General features: G+C 66.9%; 22 protein-coding genes and 1 pseudogene. 9 read left to right on the forward strand and 14 right to left on the reverse strand.

What is annotated here, in order from left to right; genetic code table 11:
• Positions 1 to 40: 40 nt before the first annotated feature.
• Positions 41 to 700 (reverse strand): 50S ribosomal protein L25/general stress protein Ctc, encoded by a 660-nt coding sequence (locus BACI71_RS15800; RefSeq protein WP_159760224.1) that lies wholly within the window; start codon positions 698 to 700, stop codon positions 41 to 43.
• Between the two features lie 253 nt (positions 701 to 953).
• Positions 954 to 1853: a TraB/GumN family protein gene (locus tag BACI71_RS15805; RefSeq protein ID WP_159760226.1), complete on the reverse strand. Its 900-nt coding sequence runs from the start codon at positions 1851 to 1853 to the stop codon at positions 954 to 956.
• 141 nt (positions 1854 to 1994) lie between these two features.
• Between BACI71_RS15805 and BACI71_RS15810 the strand changes: the two genes are divergently transcribed.
• The 4 genes from BACI71_RS15810 to BACI71_RS15825 all read left to right on the forward strand — a co-directional run bounded on the left by BACI71_RS15810 (position 1995) and on the right by BACI71_RS15825 (position 9001).
• Positions 1995 to 2855 (forward strand): glycine--tRNA ligase subunit alpha, encoded by an 861-nt coding sequence (locus BACI71_RS15810; protein ID WP_159761282.1) that lies wholly within the window; start codon positions 1995 to 1997, stop codon positions 2853 to 2855.
• Positions 2856 to 3132: 277 nt separating this feature from the next.
• Positions 3133 to 5514, forward strand: a complete 2382-nt coding sequence (gene glyS, locus BACI71_RS15815; protein WP_159760228.1) for a glycine--tRNA ligase subunit beta — start codon at positions 3133 to 3135, stop codon at positions 5512 to 5514.
• Positions 5515 to 5588: 74 nt separating this feature from the next.
• Entirely contained in the window at positions 5589 to 8258 is a 2670-nt protein-coding gene (gene ppdK / locus BACI71_RS15820) for a pyruvate, phosphate dikinase (RefSeq protein ID WP_159760230.1), read from the forward strand.
• Positions 8255 to 9001 (forward strand): PEPxxWA-CTERM sorting domain-containing protein, encoded by a 747-nt coding sequence (locus tag BACI71_RS15825; RefSeq protein ID WP_159760232.1) that lies wholly within the window; start codon positions 8255 to 8257, stop codon positions 8999 to 9001. The genes ppdK and BACI71_RS15825 overlap by 4 nt, the downstream gene beginning before the upstream one ends.
• Before the next feature lie 22 nt (positions 9002 to 9023).
• Here BACI71_RS15825 and BACI71_RS15830 read toward each other — a convergent pair whose 3' ends face one another.
• The 8 genes from BACI71_RS15830 to BACI71_RS15865 are packed head-to-tail and all read right to left on the reverse strand — an operon-like array spanning position 9024 to position 16537.
• Positions 9024 to 9476 (reverse strand): hypothetical protein, encoded by a 453-nt coding sequence (locus tag BACI71_RS15830; protein ID WP_159760234.1) that lies wholly within the window; start codon positions 9474 to 9476, stop codon positions 9024 to 9026.
• A gap of 53 nt (positions 9477 to 9529) precedes the next feature.
• Entirely contained in the window at positions 9530 to 10513 is a 984-nt protein-coding gene (locus BACI71_RS15835; RefSeq protein ID WP_159760236.1) for a type II secretion system F family protein, read from the reverse strand.
• Between the two features lies 1 nt (position 10514).
• Positions 10515 to 11483, reverse strand: a complete 969-nt coding sequence (locus BACI71_RS15840) for a type II secretion system F family protein (RefSeq protein WP_159760238.1) — start codon at positions 11481 to 11483, stop codon at positions 10515 to 10517.
• 31 nt (positions 11484 to 11514) lie between these two features.
• Positions 11515 to 12786: a P-loop NTPase gene (locus BACI71_RS15845; protein ID WP_159760240.1), complete on the reverse strand. Its 1272-nt coding sequence runs from the start codon at positions 12784 to 12786 to the stop codon at positions 11515 to 11517.
• A 1-nt stretch (position 12787) separates the two neighbouring features.
• Positions 12788 to 13426 carry a CpaD family pilus assembly lipoprotein gene (locus BACI71_RS15850; protein ID WP_159760242.1) on the reverse strand — a complete coding sequence of 213 codons (639 nt, stop codon included), beginning with the start codon at positions 13424 to 13426 and terminating at the stop codon, positions 12788 to 12790.
• An 11-nt stretch (positions 13427 to 13437) separates the two neighbouring features.
• Positions 13438 to 14976, reverse strand: a complete 1539-nt coding sequence (locus BACI71_RS15855; RefSeq protein ID WP_159760244.1) for a type II and III secretion system protein family protein — start codon at positions 14974 to 14976, stop codon at positions 13438 to 13440.
• Between the two features lies 1 nt (position 14977).
• On the reverse strand, positions 14978 to 16012 hold the full coding sequence (gene cpaB / locus BACI71_RS15860; protein WP_159760246.1) for a Flp pilus assembly protein CpaB: 1035 nt from the start codon (positions 16010 to 16012) through the stop codon (positions 14978 to 14980).
• A gap of 48 nt (positions 16013 to 16060) precedes the next feature.
• A complete protein-coding gene (locus BACI71_RS15865; RefSeq protein WP_159760248.1) occupies positions 16061 to 16537 on the reverse strand; it encodes an A24 family peptidase in 477 nt (158 codons plus the stop codon).
• Positions 16538 to 16594: 57 nt separating this feature from the next.
• Between BACI71_RS15865 and BACI71_RS15870 the strand changes: the two genes are divergently transcribed.
• Together BACI71_RS15870 and BACI71_RS15875 are read left to right on the forward strand one after the other, a co-directional pair.
• The gene (locus BACI71_RS15870; RefSeq protein ID WP_328804060.1) at positions 16595 to 17524 is read left to right on the forward strand and encodes an alpha/beta hydrolase; all 930 of its coding nucleotides are present in this window, start codon (positions 16595 to 16597) and stop codon (positions 17522 to 17524) included.
• Positions 17524 to 18597, forward strand: coding sequence for an NAD(P)/FAD-dependent oxidoreductase (locus BACI71_RS15875; RefSeq protein WP_159760252.1), 1074 nt, complete (start codon positions 17524 to 17526; stop codon positions 18595 to 18597). The genes BACI71_RS15870 and BACI71_RS15875 overlap by 1 nt, the downstream gene beginning before the upstream one ends.
• Here BACI71_RS15875 and BACI71_RS18090 read toward each other — a convergent pair.
• The 4 genes from BACI71_RS18090 to rpsF form a co-directional block, all read right to left on the reverse strand.
• Positions 18594 to 18728 (reverse strand): hypothetical protein, encoded by a 135-nt coding sequence (locus tag BACI71_RS18090; protein WP_268894068.1) that lies wholly within the window; start codon positions 18726 to 18728, stop codon positions 18594 to 18596. The two genes, BACI71_RS15875 and BACI71_RS18090, sit on opposite strands and share 4 nt — an antisense overlap.
• A gap of 464 nt (positions 18729 to 19192) precedes the next feature.
• A complete protein-coding gene (gene rplI, locus BACI71_RS15880; protein WP_159760254.1) occupies positions 19193 to 19786 on the reverse strand; it encodes a 50S ribosomal protein L9 in 594 nt (197 codons plus the stop codon).
• 12 nt (positions 19787 to 19798) lie between these two features.
• On the reverse strand, positions 19799 to 20023 hold the full coding sequence (gene rpsR / locus BACI71_RS15885) for a 30S ribosomal protein S18 (protein WP_007403456.1): 225 nt from the start codon (positions 20021 to 20023) through the stop codon (positions 19799 to 19801).
• Positions 20023 to 20469 (reverse strand): 30S ribosomal protein S6, encoded by a 447-nt coding sequence (gene rpsF, locus BACI71_RS15890; RefSeq protein WP_159760256.1) that lies wholly within the window; start codon positions 20467 to 20469, stop codon positions 20023 to 20025. The genes rpsR and rpsF overlap by 1 nt, the downstream gene beginning before the upstream one ends.
• 322 nt (positions 20470 to 20791) lie before the next feature.
• Between rpsF and fabD the strand changes: the two genes are divergently transcribed.
• From fabD to fabG, 3 genes and pseudogenes are all read left to right on the forward strand, one after another.
• Entirely contained in the window at positions 20792 to 21751 is a 960-nt protein-coding gene (gene fabD, locus BACI71_RS15895) for an ACP S-malonyltransferase (protein WP_159760258.1), read from the forward strand.
• Positions 21752 to 21817: 66 nt separating this feature from the next.
• Positions 21818 to 22221 (forward strand): annotated as a pseudogene (locus BACI71_RS15900) (GxxExxY protein).
• A gap of 3 nt (positions 22222 to 22224) precedes the next feature.
• Positions 22225 to 22968 carry a 3-oxoacyl-[acyl-carrier-protein] reductase gene (gene fabG, locus BACI71_RS15905; RefSeq protein ID WP_159760260.1) on the forward strand — a complete coding sequence of 248 codons (744 nt, stop codon included), beginning with the start codon at positions 22225 to 22227 and terminating at the stop codon, positions 22966 to 22968.
• Positions 22969 to 23077: the final 109 nt, after the last annotated feature.

Here is a 23077-nt window from a genome sequence, read left to right on the forward strand (position 1 = left end):
CCCCCGAACATTGGTCCGCACGAAATCGGCGGACCGGCGATTACTCGCCCTTGTCCTCGCCTTCGCCCTCGGCGGCAGCCGCCTCGGACTCGGCCGACTGCGCTTCGGCCACTTCGGCATCGGCCTGCTCGTCCGCCGCGGTCGGAACGGTCGGCGCCACCAGCGTGGCGACCGCGACGTCGCCCTCGGCGGCGGCCTTGGCGCCCTTCGGCAGCTGCAGGTCGGAGATGTGGATCGTGTCGCCGATCTCGATGCCCTTGAGCGACACCGTGATCTCGCTGGGGATGTCGGCGGCGTCAACGACCAGCTCGACATCGTGCTGGACGATGTTGAGCACGCCATTGCCCTTCTTGATGCCCGGCGCGTCCTCTTCGTCCACGAACACGACCGGCACCGCGATCGTCACGGTCTCGTGCTCGCCGATGCGCAGGAAGTCGACGTGGGTCGGACGGTCGGTGACCGGGTGGAACGCCACGTCTTTGGCCAGCGTGCGCGTGCCGTCGACCATGATGACCGAGTTCATGAAGTGGCCGGTCATCAGCGCCTTGACGAGTGCCTTCTCCTCGAGATGGATCGAGGTCGGCTCCTTGTTCTGGCCATAGATCACGGCGGGGACGCGGCCGTCGCGACGGAGTGCACGGGAGGCTCCCTTGCCAACCCGGTCACGCGTCTCGGCTGCGAGCGTAATGGTGTCGCTCATCTCAAATGCTCCGAAATACGGTGATATGCTTTCCGGCCACGCCTCCAGGGATGACCATGACCGGAAGCCGGCGCGCATAGCGGGACGGGGCGGGAAATGCAAGATCGACGTCTTACACCGTCGCCCCTGCGCAGGCAGGGGCCCATGTCTGTATCGTTGCGCATCAAGGTCTGACACAAGGCCGGCGGTCCATGTGTCCAGGTCACACGAGCACGATACAGACATAGGCCCCTGCCTGCGCAGGGGCGACGGGTCAGTAGTTAACCCGCACCGCCTTCAGCCTGTACGCCCCAAGCTGGTCCTGCACGCTCCCCGCGCCGGCCAGATGTCCCGCGCCGACCGCAATGAATACCGTCCCCGGCCGCTTCATCCGCTCGGCGATCCACTTCGCCCATTGCCTGTTGCGATCGGTGAGCAGCACCTTGGCGACCTCGGGCGAGTCCTTGAGCGACTCGTTCATTTCCTTCGCCACACCCTCGGGCTTGCCGCTCGCCCATGCGTCGACCAGCGTCGTGAACGTCGCATCGACCTTCGGCAATTCGTCGAGCGTGCTTTCCAGCAACTGCACCTGCGCACCCTTCGACAGCCCGCCGAACACTCCCAATTGCCCCTCGAACGTCTCCAGCCCGACGACCGGCTTGCCCGCTGCCTTCGCTGCGTCGGTCAGCACCTTCTCCGGGCCGTTCGCCGGATCGTAACCGAGCTGACGCACCGGCAGCAGCGACAGCGTCACCGCCGCAAACCACGGCCGCATCTTCTCGTACACCGCCGGCTGGACCTGCCCGTCGCGCATCGCTTTGGCGAAAGCGGCGTGGTAATTGGGCGAGAGCTGCTGCGTCAGCGGGGTGCCGTTCGGGTCGAAGGCGGCGGCGCTCACCACGCGCTGCTGCGTGGCGGCATCGGGCTCGACCATCTCCAGCACCAGCGTCTGCGAGCGGTCGAACGCGGTCTTCACCGCCTCGTCGAACCACGACAGCCCCGGCTTCAGGACGTGGATCGTCCCGAACAGATAGATGGTCGTGTCCTTGTCCTTGACCACCCACAAGGCCGGGTCGGCGTCCTGCGTCGTTGCGGCGGGCGCGGAGGCCGGCTGCGCACAGGCGGGCAGCGGCAGGGCGAGGAACAGCGCGAGCAGCGGAGCGGCGATCTTCATGGCCCCTCCATGGCGAGCCGACGCGCGAAAGGGAAGCGCGACGGTTTTGTTGATTCCGCGCCGCCCTTGCGCCACAGGCTCGGCCCTGTGACCGACAACATGACCGACATCAGCGCTCCCCGCCCGCTCAGCTTCCAGGCGATGATCCTGCGGCTCCACCAATATTGGTCGGAGCGCGGCTGTGCGATCCTCCAGCCCTATGACATGGAAATGGGGGCCGGCACCTTCCACCCCGCCACCACGCTGCGCGCGCTGGGGCCGGACACGTGGAACGCCGCCTATGTCCAGCCGTGCCGCCGGCCCACGGACGGCCGCTATGGCGAGAACCCAAACCGGCTCCAGCATTATTACCAATATCAGGTGATCCTGAAGCCGAGCCCGCCTGACCTGCAGGAACTCTACCTCGGCAGCCTAGCGGCGATCGGCGTCGATACCGGGCTGCACGACATCCGCTTCGTCGAGGACGATTGGGAGAGCCCGACGCTCGGCGCGTGGGGGCTGGGCTGGGAGGTCTGGTGCGACGGGATGGAGGTGACGCAATTCACCTATTTCCAGCAGATGGGCGGCTTCGACATGAAGCCGGTCGCGGGCGAGCTGACCTACGGGCTCGAACGGCTGGCGATGTATATCCAGAACGTCGACAACGTCTACGATCTGGCGTTCAACGACGCCGGCGTGTCATACGGCGACGTGTTCCTCGAGAACGAGCGGCAGATGTCGACGTGGAACTTCGAGGTCGCCGACACCGACGCGCTGTTCGACCTGTTCAAAAAGGCGGCGGCGGAGTGCGAGCGCAGCCTCGCCGCGAAGCTGCCGATTCCGGCCTATGAGCAGGCGATCAAGGCCAGCCACACCTTCAACCTGTTGCAGGCGCGCGGCGTGATCTCGGTCGCCGAGCGGCAGGCGTATATCGGCCGCGTCCGCGATCTCGCGAAGGCGGCCTGCGCGGCGTATATGGAAAAGAACGGGTGGGCGGAGCAGCTCAAGGTTCCGGCGGCGTGAAGTGCCGCTGGAATAGCTGCGGAGCGGGCGTGAGAGAGATCACGCGACACCGCGACGCCGCGAAGAGATTGTTCGCGCAGAGGCGCAGAGGCGCAGAGATGGTGCGCGCGCGGCGGGTGTCCGCGGCAGCAATCTCGTCAAGCGGCGGCGGCTCCGGCGATGAGCTGGCCGCTGACGCACCCTCTCTGCGCCTCCGCGGCTCTGCGCGAGCCCACCCTCTTCCCCTTCTTCGCGTCCTCACGCCTTCGCGTTACCCCCAGCAAACGGCCCGCCCAGCATGACCGACTTCCTTCTCGAACTCCGCTCCGAGGAAATTCCCGCGCGGATGCAGGCCAAGGCGCGCGAGGATCTCGCGCGGCTGTTCGCGGCCGAGCTGGCGAAGGCCGGCCTCACCGCCGCCGTGACCGTCACCTATGCGACCCCGCGCCGCCTGACGCTGATCCTGCGCGACCTGCCCGACGCGACCGAGGCGGTCAGCGAGGAAGTGAAAGGCCCGCGCGCGTCCGCGCCGCCGCAAGCGCTGGAGGGCTTCCTCCGCAAGACCGGGCTGATCCGCGAGCAACTTACCGAGCGCGACGGCGTGCTCTACGCGATCACCGAAAAGCCCGGTCGCGCCACCGCCGACGTGCTCGCCGAGGCGATCCCCGCCGTCATCCGCGCCTTCCCGTGGCCCAAGTCGATGCGCTGGGGCGCGGCCTCGCTGTCGACCGAGAGCTTGCGCTGGGTTCGCCCGCTGCAAGGGATCGTCGCGTTGCTCGGCGAGCAGGTCGTGCCGGTCACGATCGCCGGCGTCGAGAGCGGCGCGGCGACGCTCGGGCATCGCTTCCACCATCCCGGTGCGATCACGATCGGCTCGGCGGCGGATTATGTTGACAAGCTGCGCGCCTGCCACGTCATCGTCGACCAGGACGAGCGCGCAGCGCTGATCCGCGACCGCGCTATCGCGCTCGCTGCCGAGGCCGGGCTGGTGCTGGTCGGGGACGAGGGGCTGGTCGCCGAGAATGCCGGGCTGACCGAATGGCCGGTACCGCTCCTCGGCCGCTTCGACGCCGACTTCCTGTCGGTGCCGCCCGAGGTCATCCAGTTGACCGCACGGGTGAATCAGAAATATTTCGTGTGCCGGGACGAGACGGGCACGCTGGCGAACGCGTTCGTCTGTACCGCTAACATCGACGCGCATGACGGCGGCGCGAAGATCGTCGAAGGCAACCGCAAGGTGCTCGCCGCCCGGCTGAGCGATGCGCGCTTCTTCTACGACACCGATTTGAAAGTGCCGCTGGCAGATCAGGCGAAGAAGCTCGACCGGATCGTCTTCCACGAGAAACTCGGCACGGTGGCCGACAAGGTCGAGCGCGTCGCCAAGCTGGCGCGCTGGTTGGTGGAGGAGGGCATCGTTGGCGCACTTCCCTCTCCCCTGCGGGGAGAGGGTCGGGGTAAGGGGCCGGTGTCTCACCGAGAGGCCGGTCTCGCTGAGACCTCAACCCCTCACCCCAGCCCTCTCCCCGAGGGGGAGAGGGAGCAGTTGGCCGCTCAAGCGTATCGCGCCGCCAAACTGGCAAAGGCCGATCTCGTCACCGGCATGGTCGGCGAGTTCCCCGAATTGCAAGGCCTGATGGGCGGCTATTACGCCGCCGCGCAGGGCGAGGGCGAAGCGGTCGCCAACGCGATCCGCGACCATTACAAGCCGGTCGGGCAGGGCGACGCAGTGCCGACCGATCCGGTGACGGTGGCGGTGGCGCTGGCGGACAAGCTGGATACCCTCCTATCGTTTTTCTACCAGAAGCTTTTGCCGTCGGGATCGAAAGACCCATTCGCCCTGCGCCGTGCAGCGTTGTCGTCAATCCAGCTTCTACTTGTGAACAATCTAAGATTGCCACTGGCGGAGGTTCTTACCTCAAGAATGGCTTTCCTTTCTGGCTTCTTGGCGGGCATAGAAAACGCTAATCAAGTAGAGGAAATGCTTGAGAGCCGGCGTGCTGCTGGTTACTCGGTAACAGAAGATGATGAGAAAGACGCTTGGGCAATCGCCGAGCGCCGTGCCTTTGCCAAGCGTCGGCCTGAGGAAATGCGGGAACGGGTTGAGCCTGCTGTTGGTCAACTTCTCAACTTCTTCGCCGACCGCCTCAAGGTCCAGCAACGCGAGGCCGGCGTCCGCCACGACCTGATCGACGCCGTCTTCGCGCTCGGCGGTGAAGACGATCTCGTCCGGCTGCTCTCCCGCGTCCGCGCGCTCCAGTCGTTCATCGGTACCGACGACGGCGCAAACCTGCTCGCCGGCTACAAGCGCGCCGCCAATATCCTGAAGAAGGAAAACGTCCCCGTCGCCCCTGCGCAGGCAGGGGCCCATGTCTCTCCCGATCAGGCGACACCGCCCGAGAACGAAGACGCGGGGCTGTCCTACACGCCCGAAAAGGACGAAGCTGCGCTGATCGCCGCGCTCGACACCGCCGAGCCCGCCGCCGCGCAGGCGATCGAACGCGAGGATTTCGAGGGTGCGATGGCCGCGCTCGCGACGCTCCGCGCGCCGATCGACGCATTCTTTGATAGCGTTACCGTAAATGACAGCGATCCGCAAAAGCGTACAACACGTTTAATCCTGCTGGCGCGCGTTCGCGCCGCAGTGCACAAGGTCGCCGATTTCTCGAGAATCGAGGGCTGACGACAACCTCGCCGGCGTCTCAACTTTCGCAACATTCGCGCGGGGCACCGGCGCGAGATCAAGGACTTGGCAGGATGACCCAGCGTTACGTCTATCGCTTCGGTGGCGGCGTCTCCGACGGGGGCAAGGGCGACAAGAACCTGTTGGGCGGCAAGGGCGCGAACCTTGCCGAAATGGCGTCGATCGACCTGCCGGTCCCGCCCGGCTTCACGATCTCGACCGCGATGTGCGCGCGTTATTACGAGGAAGGCGAGCGTTTCCCCGACTCGCTCAAGGCCGAGGTCGCCGAGGGGATCGCGCATATCGAGCGCATCACCGGCAAGACGTTCGGCGATGCCGCCGATCCGCTGCTGGTGTCGGTACGCTCGGGCGCGCGGGTGTCGATGCCGGGGATGATGGACACCGTCCTCAACCTCGGGCTCAACGACGCGACCGTCGAGGGGCTGGCCGCGACCAGCGGCGACGAGCGCTTCGCCTGGGACAGCTATCGCCGTTTCATCCAGATGTACTCGGACGTGGTGCTCGAGCTGGATCACGGCGCGTTCGAGGAAGCGCTGGAGATCGCCAAGGAAGACCGCGGCTACACGCTCGATACCGAGCTGTCGGCGGCGGACTGGCGCGAACTGGTCGCCGAATACAAGGCCATCGTCGCCAAGGAATGGGGCAAGCCGTTCCCGCAGGACGTGCATGACCAGCTCTGGGGCGCGGTCGGCGCGGTGTTCGGATCGTGGCAGTCGGAGCGCGCCAAGGTCTATCGCCGCCTCAACCACATTCCCGGCGACTGGGGCACCGCGGTCAACGTGCAGGCGATGGTGTTCGGCAACATGGGCGACACAAGCGCGACCGGCGTCGCCTTCACCCGCGATCCCGCCAAGGGCGACCGCGCCTATTACGGCGAATTCCTCATCAACGCGCAAGGCGAGGACGTCGTCGCCGGCATCCGCACCCCGCAATATCTGACGAAGGCCGCGCGCGAGGAAGCGGGTGCCCAGCCGCTGTCGATGGAAGAGGCGCTGCCCGAGGTCTACACCGAGCTGGCGGCGGTGTTCGACAAGCTCGAAACCCACTATCGCGACATGCAGGACATCGAGTTCACCGTCGAGCGCGGGAAGCTGTGGATGCTGCAGACCCGCTCGGGCAAGCGCACCGCCAAGGCTGCGCTCAAGATCGCGGTCGAGATGGCGAGCGAGGGGCTGATCACCCGTGAGGAAGCGATCGCGCGCGTCGACCCGCAGGCGCTCGACCAGTTGCTCCACCCGACGCTCGATCCCGAGGCGCCGCGCGACGTGCTGACCAAGGGGCTGCCCGCCTCGCCGGGCGCTGCGAGCGGTCTGGTGGTGTTCGACGCGGACACTGCCGAGCGGATGGCGGCGGACGGCAAGGCGGTGATCCTCGTCCGTACCGAGACCAGCCCCGAGGACATCCACGGGATGCACGCCGCGAAGGGCATCCTCACCGCGCGCGGCGGGATGACCAGCCACGCCGCGGTGGTCGCGCGCGGAATGGGGCGGCCGTGCGTCTCGGGCGCGGGCTCGCTGTCGATTTCCGCGAAAGACAAGGTGTTGCGCGTCGGCACCCGCGAGGTACGCGAGGGCGAGACGCTGACGATCGACGGCGCGACCGGCGAGGTGATGGTCGGCGAGGTCGCGACGATCCAGCCCGAGCTGGCCGGCGATTTCGGGACGCTGATGGAATGGGCCGACGGCGTGCGCCGGCTGAAGGTCCGCGCCAATGCCGAGACGCCGCTCGACTGCCGCACCGCGCGCGACTTCGGCGCCGAGGGCGTCGGGCTGTGCCGTACCGAGCACATGTTCTTCGACGCGGCGCGGATCACCGCGGTGCGGCAGATGATCCTCGCCGAGGACGAGGCGGGGCGCCGCGCGGCGCTGGAGAAATTGCTCCCCGAACAGCGCGCCGATTTCACCGCGATCTTCGAGGTGATGGCGGGCCTGCCGGTGACGGTGCGGCTGCTCGATCCGCCGCTCCACGAATTCCTGCCGCATGAGGAAAACGAATTCGCCGAGGTCGGGCGCGCGACCGGGCTGCCGGTCGAGCAACTGAAGCGCCGCGCGGCGGAACTGCACGAATTCAACCCGATGCTCGGGCATCGCGGTTGCCGGCTGGGCGTGACCTATCCGGAAATCTACGAAATCCAGTCGCGCGCGATCTTCGAGGCGGCGATCGACGTCGCCGAAAAGTCGGGCGAGGCGCCGATCCCCGAGGTGATGATTCCGCTGGTCGGCACCAAGCGTGAGCTGGAGTTGATGAAGACCGTCGTCGATGCCGCCGCCAAGGCGGTGTTCGCCGAGCGCGGGCGGACGCTCGACTATATGGTCGGCACGATGATCGAGCTGCCACGCGCCGCGCTGCGCGCGGGCGAGATCGCCGAGGCGGGCGAGTTTTTCTCGTTCGGTACCAACGATTTGACGCAAACGACGCTGGGGGTCAGCCGCGACGACGCCAGCCGCTTCCTCGGCGCCTATGTCGAGAAGGGCATCTACGCGCGCGACCCGTTCGTCAGTCTCGATGTCGAGGGCGTCGGCGAACTTGTCGAGATCGCCGCCGAGCGGGGGCGCAAGACGCGGCCAGGCATCAAGCTCGGCATCTGCGGCGAACATGGCGGCGATCCGGCGTCGATCGCTTTCTGCGAAAAGGTCGGACTCGATTATGTCTCCGCCTCGCCGTATCGCGTGCCGATCGCGCGACTGGCGGCGGCACAGTCGGCGCTGGAGGCACGTCGATGAACGCGCGCCTCGCCTTCGCGGCGATTGTGACCGCCGCATCGGCACCGCTGCCGGCGCTGGCCGCGGTGACGATCGGAACGCAGATCGTCGACACCCGATTGACCGGCACGATCGCGGGCGCGCCGCTTGACTCGTCGGCGAGCGACGCCGCCACCGGCGCGGGTCGGGTGAGCGCCATGGCACAGCTGGTCGAGCGCGGCACGAACGGTTTCCCGGCGGTGCGCGCGCGATCGTCGGTGGTGGCGGAACTGTCCAGCGCCGAGCGTGGTCGGGTGACCTTCCAGCGTTCGCTGTCACCCGGCGATATCGATAGCGGCAACGCCGTGACCACGAGCAGCGCCAACTACCGCTATTTCTTCACCACCGATCAGGAGACGATGTTCGACCTCGACTGGGGCGTTGGGGCATTTGGCGACGCTGGGGACGGGCAAACGCCGGGGCAGGCGGTCTCGCTGGGCGCGCGAGGCGCTGGCCCCTCATTGCTACAGCTCGGCACCCTGGGCGAAGGCGCGAGCGGCACGACGCAACTATTGCTGACGCCCGGCAGCTACGAATTCTGGATCACGGATGCGTTCGCGCCGATCGCAGCGGCGGGGCGAAGCAGCGGCCTGTCGGGGCAGTACAGCTTCGCGATGCGGGCAGTGCCGGAACCGGAGACATGGGCGTTGATGCTGGCCGGATTCGCCGCGATCGGTGTCGCGGCCCGTCGGTCGCGGAGAAGGGATTCACTGCCCGCCCGTTGAGCGTCCGGGCGGGCGGGTGATATCAGATGAAGCCGCGGTCACGGGGGTGGCCAGGCGCGAGACGATCGCCATCATCAATGCGGTCGTGGTCGAGCGGGCGATCGTCACGGACATAACGATCGTGGGCGATTGGCCGCGCGGTCGACAAGCGACTGTTCTCGCGTTCGAGTTCGTCGTTTTCGCGCTTCAGCTGCGCAACACGCTCGTTCGCGAGATCACGCTCCCGCTCCAGGTCGGTGACTCGCGTTCCGACGGTGCCATGGTCACGCTCCAGATCCGCGGCGCGCTTGGTGACAGTGTCGTGGTCGCGTTCCAACTCGGTCACGCGCTTGCTGGTGACCGCATGTGCGTCACGCTCTGCGACGTAGCGCGCCTTCCACTTGCGACCGCCCGGATGGCTTGCAAGACCGAACAGCCAACCCGCGACCAGCGCGATCGCCAGTGCGATATATTGCGTCGTCGTGGTGAACAGCATGACGATCCTCCGCTTCAGATCGTGGCTCAACGACGCAAAGGCGGCAGCTGTTCCTACGGCTTGGCGTTGATGAACGAGTCGTTGAGCGAGCAGGCTGCCGGACCAAGAATGACAACGAACAACACCGGCAGGATGAACATGATGAGCGGCACGGTCATGATGGCCGGTAGCCGCGCTGCTTTCTCTTCGGCGCGCATCATCCGTTCGTGACGGAATTCCGCCGACAGGACGCGCAGCGCGCTGGCTAGCGGGGTGCCGTACTTTTCGGTCTGGATCATCGTCGTCACCACGCCGCGCACCGCGTCGAGGTCGACACGGTTGGCAAGATTCTCGAACGCCTGCCTCCGGTCGGTAAGGAAGCCCAGTTCAATCGCAGTCAGCGCGAATTCCTCGCCAAGCTCGGCATATGCCTTGCCCAGTTCGCGCGAGACGCGGTTGAACGCGGCATCCACGGTCAACCCGGCCTCGGCGCAGATCACCAGCAGGTCGAGCGCATCGGGTAGCCCCTTGCGGATTGCATCGGTGCGCTTGTTGATCTTGTTCTTCAGGAAGATGTCTGGTGCCTTGTAGGCAAGTACGAAGGTTCCGGCCACCAGCCCGTAGCGCTTGAGCGCGCCCCAGTCCGGAAAGGCGTCGAGCAGATAGACCCAGATCACCATCAGGCCGCCGAAAACGATCGGCAGCACCAGCCGGCCGAAAATCACCGCGACCGCCCATTCCTTGTTGCGGATGCCGGCCTGGATCAGCTTGCGCTGCGCCTCCTTGACCTGCTCGTCCTGCAACACGCGCAGCGACGACAGCAGAGCGCGCACGCGATCCGCGGCGTTGCTCTGGTGAACCAGCTTGGTGCGTCGCTTTGCGGTCGAGGCAGTGATCCCCGCCTTGAGCTGTTCGCGCCGGTCGTTGAGCGCGCGGACCCGGCGGGTCATCGGATCGCGCAGGGCGCGGGTTGCATAACTCCCCATCAGCAGTGCGGCACCGAACGCGGGCAGCAAGGTGGCGAGCATCAGCAGGTCTAGGCCGAATAGCGTGGGCATGTCAGATCTCGAAGCTCACCATACGAGCCATGATGAAGGCGCCGATCGCCATCCAGACCAGCCCGCCGACCGCGGTGAGCGTCAGCCGCATGTCGCTGAAGAATGTCTGCATGTACGGCGGGTTGACGGTGTAGATCAGCCCGAAGACGATGAACGGCAGTGAGCCGATGATATAGGCCGATGCCTTCGATTCCGACGACATCGCCTTGATTTTCAGCTTCATCTGCCCGCGCTGGCGCAGCACCGTGGCGAGATTCTGGAGGGTTTCGGCGAGGTTGCCGCCGGTTTCGCGCTGGATCGAGATCGTGATGACGAAAAACTGGAATTCGGCGGTCAGCAAGCGGTCGGCGGTCTCCTGCAGCGCCACGTCCATCGAGCGTCCGATCCGCATCTTGTCGGAGACTGAGCGGAATTCCTCGCCGACCGGACCAGGCACTTCGGCCGCGACGACCTGCATCGTCTCGGAGATCGGCAGACCCGACCGCAGGCCGCGAACCAGAAGCTCGATCGCATCGGGGAATTTGCTGATGAACGCGGCGAGCCGCCGTTTGATGAGGAACGCGACCGCCAGATGAGGGATCGCCGCACCGAGCAACATGCCGACGAACAACGCGATCAGCACCGGCACGCCATATAGTGACAGCAGCAGCAGCGTGACCGCGGCGATCGACCCGGCGGCAATGCCATACTGACCGACTGTCCACGGCTTGCCGGTCATCGACAGCCGCTTGCGCAGCTCCGCCGCGTTGGGAAGAATGCGTGTCATTGCCAGATCGGCGCGCGTGGCACTGCGTCCGGTGATGCGGCGCAGTTGCGCTTCGATCGTGTTGGTAGGAGTGGCGACGTGTCGCTCGCGTAGCATCGCCAACCGCCGCGCGCTGGCCTTTTGCGTCGACGGCGCGCCCAAAGCGAACGCGAGCAGCCCGAGCGTGAGCCCGGCCGCCAGCAGCAGCAAGATCAGCGGCGACATGACGGCTCCGCAGCAAAAGGGACGATCGTCGTCACTTCCGGGCGGGCTTCTTCGCGACCAGCTCGGTGAGCCGGGCCAGCAGCGATCCGCCGCGCGCGCCGCCACTGTTCAGCGACACCGGGTCGTCGCCGGTCGCCGCCAGCAGGCGCTCGGCCAGATCGGTAAGCGGCGCGATCGTCTTCGATCCCCTGCCGGCGGCGGCCATCGGCTTGCCGAGCTTCGCCGCCTGTGACGCCAGCTTGTGGTCATAGGCGATCGCCACGTCGATCTTGCGCTCGATCGAGCCCTCGAAGTCCTTGCGGAGCACTTCCTGCTGCGTACCGGGATGGACGCGGTTGGCGAGGACGCAGACCTGCGCCTGCGGCGCGTTGGTGCGCAGCCAGGACAACAGCCGGATCGTGTCGCGCGCCGCAGCGAGCGTCAGGTCTGTCACCAGAACCACCGCCTGGACCTCCGCTATTAAATGCGGATGCTGGATCAACATTGCGCGCGGCAGGTCCATGATGCTCATGTCGAATGCGCTGCGCAGCTCTTCCTGAAGCTGGTAATAAGCGGAGCCGTCGGTGACGATCGGGTTGCTGATCGGCGCTTCCGCGGACAGCACCGACAGCTTGTCCGACGCACGGACCAGAGCGCGTTCGAGGAACAGGCCGTCGATACGGCTGGGATTGTCGATCGCGTCGATCAACCCGCGTCCCGGTTCGAGATCCATCGCCAGGGCGTTGGTGCCGAAGTGCACGTCGAGGTCGAGCAAGGCAGTCGAGCGCTTGCCGGCCTCGCTCATCTGCCACGCCAGCGAGGTCGCGATCGTCGAGGCGCCGACGCCGCCGCGGCACCCGACCACCGCCAGCGCCGAATGGATGCGCTCGGCGGCGGCATCGGCATAGCGCGGGGTGTTGAGCATCGCCTGCGCGGAGGCGAACGCATCACGCACCGCGTCGACGCCGAGCGGCTTGAGCAAATAATCGTGGATCCCGCTCGCCAGCAGGTCGCGGTAGAGCCGGACGTCATTTACCTGTCCGGCCGCGATCACGATCGTCCCGGGCTCGCAAACCTCCGCCAAGCTGTTGATGTCGGCGAGCGGATCGCTGGCCTCGCTCAGGTCAACGAACAGCAACTGCGGGCTCGACGAGACCGCCAGCGTCTGCACCGCCTGACGCAGGCCGCCGTTGTAGACATTCTCCTGCGGCCAGCCGAGCTCGTCGACGACCGCGCGCAGCGTCATGCTGGCATTGTCGTCGCAGCAGAAGGCGAGGAAGGGTGCGCGCGCCGCTGCACCCGCGACTTTCCACGGTGCGTTCATGTCAGCGACCCCCCGTCGTCGTGGCTTCGCTCTTCAAAACCGTGCCGCCCGCCCCGGTCGGCGCTGCCTTGCGCCACATGCCTACCGACTTGGCCACGGTGATCGCCGTCGTCGAGCCATCGTCGCTCTTGCCGCGGAGCAGATCGTTCGGGTCGGCGACCATCGCCGCCAACGTGCCGTTGATCGCGCAGCCGAACGACCCGCTGGTATGCGCGTCGAAATTGACCAGCGTCGCCGACGGGCCGGGCGTGGTGCAGCTCGGCACCGAGGCGGTGCTCCGCGTCACGACCACGCGCAGCGTGCCGGGCGGCGGTGCGTCCGCCTGAGGCGCAGCACGCGCCGACAGCCGAAGCCCACGCTCGGCGGAGACCGCCGCGATCTCGGCCCGCGCGCCCGCAGAGACGGCAGGATCGTCGATCGCGATCGTCGCGCCCGGCGCGGGGGCGAGCACGTCGAGCCAGCCGCGCAACCGTTGCCCCTCGCCGCCGGCCAGACCGTCCGCGCCGGCGAGCAGGTCGAGCGCATAATCGTTCCGGGCAACGACCGGCTGGTGTACGGTTTCCAGGCCGCGATACTCACCGCAACCGGCAAGCTGAGCCGCGGCGGCGAGCGCGACGAGGAGGAGCGGACGCGGAGTCATGGAATGCATCCTCACTTGATCGAGAAGCCAGGGGTCGGCTGGGCGGCCGGTGCGGCGGCCTTCGGCTGCGGCCGCGCGGCGGCGCGATTGCCGCTGTCGAGTTTGCCGAGCAATGCACGCTCCAGATCGGTCGGCGCCTTGTAGCCATCAGTTGGCAGCTTGATGTCAGCGGCGTCGACCGGGCGCACCAGATACGGCGTGATGACGATCACCAGCTCGGTTTCGTTGCGCTGGAAGCCATTCGAGCGGAACAGCGCGCCGAGGATCGGGATGTCGCCGATGCCGGGCGTCTTGGTGTAGCTGTTGTTGTGCGTGTTCTGCATCAGGCCGGCGATCATGAAACTTTGACCTGAACCCAGTTCAACCGTCGTCTCGGCGCGGCGCGTGGTCAGCGCCGGGACGCGCGCGCTGCCCACCGATACCGCATTGCCATAGTCGAGTTGCGACACTTCCGGCTTGACCCGCAAGGAGATGCGCCCGTCCGACAGCACGGTCGGCGTGTACGCCAGGCTGACGCCGAACTGCTTGTATTCGATCGAATTGGTGCCGAGCGCCTGCGCGATCGGGATCGGGATCTCGCCGCCGGCTAGGAACGTGCCGGTCTCGCCCGACAAAGCGGTGAGATTCGGGTTCGCGAGCGTCGTCACTTGGCCCAGCGTCTCGCCGAGGTCGAGCGCATTGATGAAGTCGGTGCCGAGCAGCCGCCCGAAGAGACTGAACGTGCCGCCCCCGCTCGTGACCGCCGGCAGCGTGAAGCTGGTGCCGCCCCCCGGCAGGTTGGGATCGTTTGCGCTCGGCAGCACGTTGGTGATCGTGCCCTGCCGGCCGAAGCCGAGCCCGAGTAGCGGGTTCTTGTTGCCAAGCGTCCGCGTGGTGACGTTGTTCGCGATGTTCTTGAGGAACGAGCGGCTTACCTCGGCGAACTTCACCTGCAGGTTGACCTGCAGCGGCGTCGCAATCTTGATGCGATTGATGACCGCCATCTTGAGCGTCGCACTCTCGGCACTCACGTCGACACCGGGATTGAGCAGACTCGTCACCAGCCGCTGCGCCTGTTCGGCGTCCGCGGGGGCGAGGGCAGTGCCGTTGATGACGGCGATCTGCCCGACCATCGTCACACGGAAGTCGCTGCCAGGCAGTGCGGCCTGCAGCATGCGGTCGATCTGCGTCGCATTCTGCGCGACGCGTACCGATGCCGAATAGATCACCGCGCCGGCGCGGTCGGTGGCAAAGATCGTCGCTTCGCCATCGGCCTTGCCGAACAGGTGAATCTGGCGCGGATTGGCGACATAGACGTCGGCTGCGGCCGAATTCGAGGTCCATACCTCGGTCACTGCGGCGGGCAGGGTGATAAGCTCACCCTCGCCGATCGAAAGCCACTTTTCGATACTCGGCTTGGTGACGCCGGCCGGCGGCAGACCGCTGCGAACCATCGGGCGATCGGCGCCAAGGCGCTGAGTGGCGCGTGGTGCGGCCGCGATCGTGGCGGGGGCGAGCGCCACCGTCAGCGCGACGGCGAGTGCCGCGCCATGAAACAGGGAGGAGCGCATCTCAGTTCTTTCCTGCGACGGAGACTTCGGTCACGGCATTGCCGCGGGCGATGCGGACCTTCGGCCCGGCGGACGCTGCGCCCGCGGCGGCGTTCGCTCCCGGCATTCCCGGCATTCCCGGCATCGACGGTGCGGGTGCGGAGGCGTTGTTGCGCAGCGGCACGGTGCGGCGCTGAAAGCGCGAGACGTCGGCGCCGACCGCATAGGTGGTGTTGCCGGTCTGCGGCGTGTTGGCGAGGCGGTCGAGCGCCGCCTCCTCGGCGGTCGCATCCTTCGCATCGCCGACGCTCACCGTGCCCGAGGCGATCGCGCGATCGAGTTCGGAGGCGTTGTCGGCAAGCGAGCGCAGCGACAGCGACAGCGTGCCAATCGTCTGTGCAACCGCGATCTGCTCTGCGATCTTCGGCGTCGCCTCGACCGTGATGGTGGAGAAGGTCTGCACGACGGTATTGCCCTGATCGTCCTTCTGGTCGGTGGTGCGCTGGTCGGTGGCGAGGACGCGCAGGTTGCGCATCACCGTCTCACTGGCGCGTAGCGGCGGGCCGTCGCCCTCGACCGACTGGGTGAGGATCAGATCGATGTGGTCGCCGGGGAAGACGAAACCGGCGACGCTGGTCTGCGCCGATACCGGCACCGTCACCGCGCGCATCCCCGCGCCGAGTGCCGCGGCAAGGAAGCCGCGGTCGCCGGGCTTGACGAGCTGGCCCTGCGTCACCGGCTGACCCGCCGTAATCGGCAGCCGGACGACCGTGCCGATCAGCTTGCCCATATCGGTGCCGCTGCGCATGTAATAAGCGTTCTCGACCAGCTCCTTTGGCCAGGGCTGAAACTTGAGCGCGCTGGCGTCGAGGATCGTGCCGACCGGAAGCGCACGCGTGGCGACCAGCACCTCCGGCCCGTCGATCCTCGGCGCGACAGCCCCCATCGCCGCGGCTTCGGGAGCCGGCGAGCCGACCAGCATCGAGCGCGCAGCGAACGCGGTAAGGGCGGCGACCATCAACGCTCCGACCAGCAGAATGAGCTTGCGACTGTCCATGAATGACCCTGTCCCGGCGCGGCGCCGACGGCGCCTGTGTGCCTGCGATTATTGGATAAATTGGTTAAGGAGCGGTTCGCGAAGCCCGAGCAGACCGGCCAGTGCGATCGCGACGCCATACGGGACCTCGACGGCGCCCGCGTTGCGTCGCAGGCGCTGCTCGATCAGCATCGCCAGCGTCAGCGCGCCGCCGATCACCGACATTACCAGCAGCATGTCGAGCAGGTGCAGCGGCGCGAGCCATAGCGACAGCGCACCGATCAGCTTGACGTCGCCTCCACCCATCTGCCCAAGCGCGAACGCGCCGACGAAGACGGCGAAGACGAGCAACGCGACGCCGAGCTGGATCGCCATCCCCGGCCATGGATCGAGTCCGCTCGCCAGCCACCAGAGCGGGGAAAGCGACGCGATTACGGCGTTCTTCCAGTTGGCGATCTCGCGCGAGCGCACATCCTGGATTCCTGCCGAGAGCAGCAGTGCACCCATCGACGCGGGCAGCAGCCATGTGAGAAATCCCGGGCTCATGCCGCTTGGCGCTAGACGGAATGGTTTGAGAAACCGTAACCATGCCGCGAAATGTCGATGCCGACCGATCCCGCCGCGGTACGCCGCTTCCTGCCCAGCGATGCGCGACTGAGTTTCGACATCGCCGCCGACGGGTGGAAGCTGCGGCGCTTCTCGCGACCGGGTCGCGGGCGCGGCGCGCTGATGTTCCAGGGCGGGCGCGGCGACATGATCGAGAAGTATCTGGAGGCGTTCTGCGACTGGCACGGGCGTGGTTGGGCGGTCACCGCGTTCGACTGGCGTGGGCAGGGCGGATCGGGGCGGCTGGGTGCGGATCCGCATGTCGGCCATTGCGACGACTTCGCGCCGTTGATCGCCGATCTGGCGGCGGTGTGGCGTGATTGGACGGCGGAGCAGCCCGGCCCGCATGTGATCGTCGGGCATTCGATGGGCGGGTATCTGGTGCTCCGCGCCGTGCTCGATGGTGTCATTCGCGCCGATGCGGTGGTGCTGGTCGCTCCGATGCTCGGCCTGCGCTCGCCGGTGGGAGCTTGGCTGGGTGACCGCGTGGCGCGGGCGATGATGCGGATTGGCGATCCGGCCCGCGCGGCGTGGAAGAGCCATGAACGGCCCGGGATGCTGCCGCGCCAGCGGCTGTTGACCGGCGACACGGCGCGCTATGCTGACGAGGAATGGTGGTTGAAGGCGCAGCCGGAATTGCGACTCGGGCCTCCGAGCTGGGCGTGGCTCGCAGAAGCCTTTGCGGCAACCGCCCGGCTGCGCGTGGATCCCCGTCTTGCGACCTTGAAGACGCCCGTGTTGATGTTGGTCGCCGACAATGATCGGCTGGTTGACCCCCGCGCGGCGGCGCAGGTCGCCGCGCGGTTGCCGAACGCCATGCTGGTGCGGTTCGGACCTGGAGCCGCGCACGAGTTGCTGCGCGAGGCCGATCCGGTACGACAGCGTGCGATGGCGTCGATCGATGCCTTTCTCGATCGCTTCGCCTGATGCGCTACGACATCGCGATCGTCGGAGCGGGGATTGCCGGTGCCAGTCTGGCGGCGAAGATCGGCGACCGCGCGCGGGTGCTGTTGCTCGAAGGCGAGGAGCGGCCGGGGTACCATGCGACCGGCCGGTCGGCGGCGTTTTGGTCCGAAACCTACGGCGGTCCGCACATCCAGCCGCTGACCACTGCCTCTGGGCCGGTGCTAAAAGCGGGGGGCTATCTAGACCCGCTGGGAGCGGTCCATATCGGTCGCGATGAGGATGCAGGGGCGATTGCAGCGTTGCTCGATGAATTCGCCGCTACCCCGGTGGCGCTGACCGGAGTCGATCCGCAACCGCTTGTTCCGGGCCTCAGACCGACGTGGACCCGGGGGGTGAGCGAGCCGACCTGCGCCTATATCGACGTGGCGCGGTTGCACGGCGACTATCTCGCGCAGGCGGCGCGCAGCGGTACGGAGCTGGTAAGCGGCGCCCGTGTGGCGGCGGCGACACGACGCGACGACACGTGGCGGATCGAGACCGAAGACGGTCGCGTGGTCGCCGCGACGATCCTGGTTGATGCGGCGGGCGCATGGGCGGACGAGGTCGCGGCGCGGAGTGGAGTCGTGCCGATGGGGATCACCCCCTACCGCCGGACGATGGTGCAGTTGCAGACCGACCCGCCGGTTCCCGCGACGCTGCCGTTTGTCATCGATGTCAGCGGCGGCTTCTATTTCAAGCCGGAAGCGGGCGGGCGCTTGTGGCTCAGCCCGCACGACGAGCATCCGATGGTGGCGCACGACGTCGCGGCCGAGGAACTCGACGTCGCGATTGCGATCGATCGGCTCGAGCAGGCGGTCGATTGGCGGGTGGTGCGGGTCGAGCGCCGCTGGGCCGGGTTGCGGTCGTTCGCGCCGGACCGGCTGCCCGTCTATGGCATGGCTGAGCCCGGCTTCTTCTGGTTCGCCGGGCAGGGCGGTTTCGGCATCCAGACCGCACCGGCCGCCGCCCGGATCGGGGCGGCGTTGCTGCTCGGAGCCGGGCCGCCGGATGACATTGATCCGGCGCGCTACGCACCGCAGCGATTCCGTCGTTAGCTGCGGCCTTCAGGCGGCTTGCGGTCGGGAACCGCGGGGACTTGCCCCAGCAGGGTGAGCAGGGTCGGGATGTCGCCGGTGATGTAGGTGTCGGTCGGAACGCGCAGACTGGAGCGTAGCGCTTGGCCCATCGTGCCCAGTTGCTCCTGCCGATTCCGCTCCTTCCCCTGCACGACTTCGTTCCCATGCTGTCACGATGAGGCCGCTTTCGACAGAGCGGCGAGTGGTAGGGGAACCTGCCGCACGCCGCCATGTTCCGGCTGGCGTTGCTCGACTCGTCGCAGCGCAGCGGCCGGTCGCCGGATCGAATTTCGTTCAGCGGCGCGCAACCTTTGGACGTGGCAGCGATTAAGCTGGCATCGATGATAACGGCTCGCAAAGGTCGCCATGCTGAAGCACGTCACACCGCTCGCTCTTGCGCTTTTCCCGCTGGTCGCGGTGGTGAGTGCCGTCTGGAACGTCCCCTGATCACAAGCTTTTAAGGCCCCCCGAAGGCGCCGCCATTCCCCCCTGAAGAGGCGGCGCCGAACAAGGAAAGGCCCGCCCGGAGCGATCCGGGCGGGCCTTTCTTCTTGCCGGCGGTGCGTAGGGCCGGTCAGCCCTGCGCGTCGTCCGACTGAGCCTCGGCGGTCGCGCCCGGCTCGGCATTCGGATCGTAATCCTCGGTGAAGCCGCCCTGATCGCGACCTTCCTCGAAGACCTGCTGCATGACGTCGACACCCGCCGTCTGCATCTCGGCCTCTTCGGGCGAGCGCGCGACGTTGACCTTGACGTTCACGACGACCTCCGGGTGCAGCTGCACCTTGACGTCGTACAGGCCGATCGACTTGATCGGACGGTCCAGCACCACCTGGCTCTTGGTCACCTTGTGACCATCGGCCTGAAGCGCCTCGACCAGATCGCGCACCGCGACCGAGCCGTACAGCTGGCCGGTGTTCGACGACTGGCGGATCAGCGTGATCTGCGCGTCCTTGAACGAGCCCGCTTCCTTCTCGGCCTCGCCGCGACGGTTGGCGTTCTCGCTCTCGATGCGGGCGCGGTTCGCCTCGAACACCTTGCGATTGGCTTCGTTGGCGCGCAGCGCCTTCTTGTTCGGGAGCAGGTAGTTACGAGCGAACCCGTCCTTGACCTTCACCACGTCGCCGATGCCGCCGAGCTTCTCGACGCGCTCAAGCAGGATGATATCCATCTGCTCTTCTCCTTACTTCACGACGTAGGGCAGCAGGCCCAGGTGACGCGCGCGCTTGATCGCCTGCGCCAGCTCGCGCTGCTTCTTGGCGCTCACCGAGGTGATGCGCGACGGGACGATCTTGCCACGCTCGGACACGAAGCCCTGCAACAGCCGGACGTCCTTATAGTCGATCCGGGGCGCATCCTTGGCGCTGAACGGGCACGACTTGCGGCGGCGGAAAAACGGACGCGCCATTATGCGGCCTCCTCTTCACGATCACGACGGGGGCCACGATCGCCACGATCGCCGCCGCGGTCACCACGGTCACCACGCTCGCCGCGGCCACCCTCGCGCTCGCCACGACGCTCACGGTCGCGCTCCTGCTTGCGCATCATCACGGTCGGACCTTCTTCGTGGCCGTCGACGCGGACGGTCATGTAGCGGATCACGTCCTCGTTGATGCTGGTCTGACGCTCCAGTTCGGCGACGGTGTCGCCCGGTGCGTCGATCTCGAGCATCACGTAGTGCGCCTTGCGGTTCTTCGCGATGCGATAGGCGAGCGAACGCAGGCCCCAGGTCTCGGTCTTGACGACCTTGCCGCCACGTTCCTCGACGATCCTGGTGGCGGTTTCCGCCAGCGTGTCCACCTGCGCCTGTGCCAGATCCTGGCGCGCAAGGAACACATGCTCGTACAGAGCCATGCACGTACCTTCATGTTGGCCGATCGCTGACGAGCACCCCATGTGCAACGCCCCTCCGGCTGTCGTTCCAATGGCAAAGGGCGGCAAGGTGATTCCCTTCCGCCCGACGCCGTCGCGCTATGACGCGAAAACGCGTCCGCTGCAACCGAATGTTGCGGCGCGTGTTGCGGCGCGAATGTTGCGAATGTTGAGACGATCGCGCGTTGGATTCAACTTTCCCGCCTCGTGACATCCTTATGCCAGAAACCGCGCCGAATCGCCAGCGGTTGACCCGAAGCGCGCGCGCGGCCTAGCAGCGCGGGCGATTTCCACGGAGGCCTTCATGCGCGCGTTCATCTTTCCCGGTCAGGGCAGTCAGGCGGTCGGCATGGGCGCGGCGCTGGCCGACGCCTCGGCGGTGGCGCGCGAGGTGTTCGGCGAGGTTGACGAGGCGCTGGGGCAGAATCTGCGCCGGTTGATGGCGGAGGGGCCGGCTGACGAGTTGACGCTGACCGAGAATGCACAGCCGGCGATCATGGCGAATGCGATCGCGACGCTCCGCGTGCTGACGCGCGAGGGCAATGTGCGGCTGGCCGAGAAGGCCGATTATGTCGCCGGTCATTCGCTGGGAGAATATAGCGCCTTGTGCGCGGCGGAGGCGCTCGACCTCGGCACGACCGCACGGCTGCTGAAGACGCGCGGGCGGGCGATGCAGGCCGCGGTGCCGGTCGGCGAGGGGGCGATGGCAGCGCTGCTCGGCGCGGATGTCGAGAAGGCGCAGGCGATCGCGGGCGCGGCGGTCGACCTGATCCTGACCGAGACCGGCGAGACGCTGGTGTGCACGGTCGCCAATGACAACGACCCGTCGCAGGTGGTGATCTCCGGGCATCGCGCCGCGGTGGAGCGCGCGGTGGCGCTGGCCAAGGAGCTGGGCGCGAAGCGGGCGGTGCTGTTGCCGGTGTCGGCGCCGTTTCATTGTCCGCTGATGGAGGATGCGGCGCGGGTGATGGAGGGCGCGCTGGCGGCGGCCGATCTGCGCGCGCCGCTGATGCCGGTGTTCGCGAACGTCGACGCGGTGGCGGTGGCCGATCCGGCGACGATCCGACGCTTGCTGGTCGAGCAGGTGACAGGACGGGTGCGGTGGCGCGAGTCGGTGCTGGCGATGGTCGAGGCGGGGGTGACCGAGTTCGTCGAGTTCGGCGGCAAGGTGCTGTCGCCGATGGTCAAGCGGATCGCGCCGGACGTCGAGGTGGTGAGCGTGGTGTCGATGGACGATGTCGAGGCGCTGCTGAAGAAGTTTTGATCTCGCGCAGAGACGCGGAGGCGCAGAGAGGGTGTGGCTCGGGATATCGACCGGATCAGCGGCGACGTGGTCGATGTGGCGATCAGGCTGCACCGCGACCTTGGCCCGGGCCTGCTTGAGAGTGTGTACGAAACGGTGCTGGCGGCGAAGCTGGCCCGTATGGGCTACACGGTCGAAACGCAGGTTCCGGTATCTATCCGCTTCGAGGACATGCGGTTCGACAATGCCTTCCGCATCGACCTGTTGATCGACGAGCGGTTGATCGTCGAGATCAAATCCGTCGAGCGGCGACGGCCGGTCATGCCAAACAATTGCTGACGTACCTTCGGTTGACCGATCGTCCGGTCGGATTGCTTCTCAATTTCGGCGGAGCAACCCTGAAGGAGGGGATCCGCCGGCTGGTCAACAATCACAACCCCTCTGCGCCTCCGCGTCTCTGCGCGAACAATCAATCTGAGCAACAGGAGTAACCAATGTTCGACCTTACAGGCATGACCGCGCTGGTGACCGGCGCTTCGGGGGGGATCGGGTCGGCGATCGCGAAGGGGCTCGCGGCGCAGGGCGCGCGGCTGGCGGTGTCGGGGTCGAACGTCGCCAAGCTGGAGGCTTTCCTCGGTGAGCTGGGTGGTGACGGGCATGTCGCGGTGCCGTGCGACCTGTCGGATCCCGTGGCGGTCGACGGGCTGGTGCCGCAGGCGGTCGCGGCGCTGGGCGGGCGGATCGACGTGCTCGTCAACAATGCCGGCGTGACGCGCGACAATCTGGCGATGCGGATGAAGGACGACGAATGGGATCAGGTGATCCGCGTCAACCTGGAGGCCGCGTTCCGGCTGATCCGCGCCGCGGCCAAGCCGATGATGAAGCAGCGTTTCGGCCGCGTGATCTCGATCACCTCGGTCGTCGGGCAGACCGGCAATCCGGGGCAGGCGAACTACGCCGCGTCGAAGGCGGGGCTGGTCGGCATGTCCAAGGCGCTGGCGCAGGAACTGGCCAGCCGCAACATCACCGTCAATTGCGTCGCGCCGGGCTTTATCCGCTCGGCGATGACCGACGGGCTGCCCGAGGCGCAGAAAACACAGTTGACGGCACGCATTCCCGCGGGTGATCTGGGGACGGGCGAGGACATCGCCGCCGCGGTCGTGTATCTTGCGTCGAAAGAGGCCGGCTACGTCACCGGGCAGACCATCCACGTCAACGGCGGGATGGCGATGGTTTGAGCCATCCGCCCGGCAGGTGCTGCACACACGGACTTGTCAGGCGGGTTAACGGGCTCTACCTGCGTTCAGGAAATCTAAATCACCCCCCCAAATCGAAAGAGGGAAAGTT

Source organism: Sphingomonas sp. 8AM, assembly GCF_902506455.1.
Classification (GTDB): Bacteria; Pseudomonadota; Alphaproteobacteria; order Sphingomonadales; family Sphingomonadaceae; genus Sphingomonas.